Origin of the sequence: Actinophytocola sp., assembly GCF_035942955.1 — a bacterium.
Classification (GTDB): Bacteria; Actinomycetota; Actinomycetes; order Mycobacteriales; family Pseudonocardiaceae; genus DASYTH01.
This window is the reverse complement of the sequence record NZ_DASZCQ010000216.1, coordinates 1-2,187: the sequence shown is the minus strand read 5'-3', so window position 1 is coordinate 2,187 and position 2,187 is coordinate 1. Positions and strand designations below refer to the sequence as shown.

Annotated in this window: 4 protein-coding genes; all 4 read right to left on the bottom strand. The window is 71.0% G+C overall.

Annotated features, from left to right (window positions below):
• Positions 1-90: 90 nt before the first annotated feature.
• The gene (locus VGX25_RS21900) at positions 91-333 is read right to left on the bottom strand and encodes a hypothetical protein (RefSeq protein WP_326919734.1); all 243 of its coding nucleotides are present in this window, start codon (positions 331-333) and stop codon (positions 91-93) included.
• Positions 334-473: 140 nt separating this feature from the next.
• Positions 474-953, bottom strand: coding sequence for a hypothetical protein (locus VGX25_RS21895; RefSeq protein ID WP_326919733.1), 480 nt, complete (start codon positions 951-953; stop codon positions 474-476).
• Positions 954-956: 3 nt separating this feature from the next.
• Complete coding sequence (locus VGX25_RS21890; RefSeq protein ID WP_326919732.1) at positions 957-1,820, bottom strand: phage antirepressor N-terminal domain-containing protein; 864 nt, start codon at positions 1,818-1,820, stop codon at positions 957-959.
• Between the two features lie 138 nt (positions 1,821-1,958).
• Positions 1,959-2,187: hypothetical protein (locus VGX25_RS21885; RefSeq protein WP_326919731.1), on the bottom strand; the 229-nt coding region annotated here is incomplete at its 5' end.

The window sequence follows — 2,187 nt, the reverse complement described above, 5'->3', positions numbered from 1 at the left end:
CAGCCGAACGCCGAGCGGCTGCGCCCGGCCGGGCCGACCCACCTGGTGCGCGGGACGTTCTCGAACAGCGGGCCGGGACCGTCGTGGTGATCAGGCAGGCAGTTGCCCGGTGTGGAAGAGCGCGACCAGTCGGGTGACCTCCGCCGGGGCGTAGAGGGTGCGCCACCCCTGGTGGAACAGCGGGCCCGGACGTAGCCCTTGCCGAGGCTCGAACGGCCAGGATCCCACCGTCCAGTCCTTGGCCACCCGCAGCAGCTCGCTGCTGCCCAACGCGGCCTCGGCGTGGGCGTCGTTGGCCCAGCACGGCCGATCGACCGGCCGGTCACGGTGCACCGCAGGTAGGCCGCCATGCCCGCCAGTGTCACCCCGGGTGGCCGGACTGGACAACCCCCTGGACAGCAGAAAGCGCCCGCCTCCGGGTCACGGAGACGGGCGCGGTTGTCCTGCTGGGTGGTGAAGGACCGAGCAGGAGATCAGGTTGCGGCGCGGGCCTGCTCGGCGTCGAGCGCCTGCTGGAGCACAACCGGGCTGGCTAGGCGCAAGGCTTGCCGGAGTGCGGTCATCAGGTCGTTGGCGGTGAGTTGGGCGATCACATCCCCGGTCAGCATGTCGAGCTGGTCGTCGTCCATGGCCGCCGGGTCGCCGAGCACGCCGGCGTAGGAGTACTCGGTGCGGACGATCAGCTCCGCGAGGTTGAAGGGTTCATTCTGGCGCTGTACGTGCTCGCGTTCCTCGAGGACCCTGGTCACGTAGGCGGTGAGCAGGTGCGGGTACTCGCCGGTGCGGCGGTCGGCGGGCAGCCGCGACCATGCCTCGGCGCCCAGCCGGTCGTAGCTGATGCAGCCGTCCTGTCGGCCACCGTCGATGCGGCCGGCAGCGAAGTCCTCCCACACCTGCACGACGGCTTCGTACAGGTGCTCGGGCGCCTTGCGAATCGGGATGACGTTGTCCACAGGTCACGCCCGAATCAGCCGGTCGGCGTCGACTGGGAGCACGAGCTCGGCCCGGCGGGCGTGGATGCGCTTGCGGATCAGCTCGACACCCTGCGGGGTCACGTGCACCGTGGTGTGCGCGCACGGCCCGGCGAACCGGTTGTGGTGGACCTCTGCCGTGGTGACCAGGAAATGCGACGGCACGTAGCGGGAGTGGGCGTCGTACATGCCCTGCCCGCATAGAGCGGCCGAGCGGCGGAACACCAGGCGCTCGGCGACCAGGAAGTTGAACAGCTCGTGGACCTTCAGGTCGGGCCACTCCTGGCGGAGCGCCTTGGCCACCTCGCGGATGAGGTGCCCGCCTTGGGCGGCCATGTAAGCGTCGTGCGCCTCGGCCTTCGGCTCGAGCTCGGCGTTGCGCGCCGTGAGCGCCTTGTTCTCGCGCACCTTGGCCAGCAGGTGCACCAGCGCGGCCTCGTAGTCGGCGGGCACGTCCTGCGCGGCCGGCGCGGTGGTCGCCGCACGCGGGCCGAAGAAGTGGGCGCGCAGCGCGCGGCCGGCCTTCCGCTTCCACGTGACCACAGCGTCCCGCGCGTGCTCGCCGACCCGGGACGGCTGCAGGCTGGCCAACCACACCGTGAACGTCTCCAGGTCGACTACGACCACCTGGCGCGCCTGGTCATCGCCGGGCATCTGCGTGACCACCAGGGTCACGCAGGTCGAGTTGTCGGCCTTGAGCTTGGCGAGCTGCCGGGTCCAAGCCAGGCCGAGCGCCTCGGCGACCGGCCGCAGCACCACGTGCGGGTCGCCATCGAGCAGGACGGCCGGGATGTGGCCGCCTTCGAACGGCACCATCACCACATCGGCCCGGGGGACGAGTTCAGACATGCGCACTCCTGAGGGGATGAGGGGGAAGAGCACACCTGGGCCCGGCTCGTCCCCTCAGGCGAGCTGGGCCCAGGCATGCGAAAACCCCAGGCCGAGGGGAAGTGGCACTGGGGTTCGTCTTGTGGATGAAGCTGTGGACTACTGGGTGTAGGTCGGCGGCCGGGCCGAGCCGAGCAGCAGGCGGGTCGCCCAGTCCGGGATGCGCGGTTCGATCCAGCGGACGAATGCGTACACCGCGGCCAGCGCGGCCAGGTTGGTGACCGCGTCGACCACCGGGGCCGAGGACAGCCATGCCTCGGCGGCCGGCGGCAGGCCGAACTGCTTGACCAGGAACACGACCAGCGCGGCCCAGGCGGCGGGCATGACG

Excerpts from the sequence above, each read along its gene's own strand:
- VGX25_RS21890 (WP_326919732.1), bottom strand. The coding sequence starts at position 1,820 with ATGTCTGAACTCGTCCCCCGGGCCGATGTGGTGATGGTGCCGTTCGAA.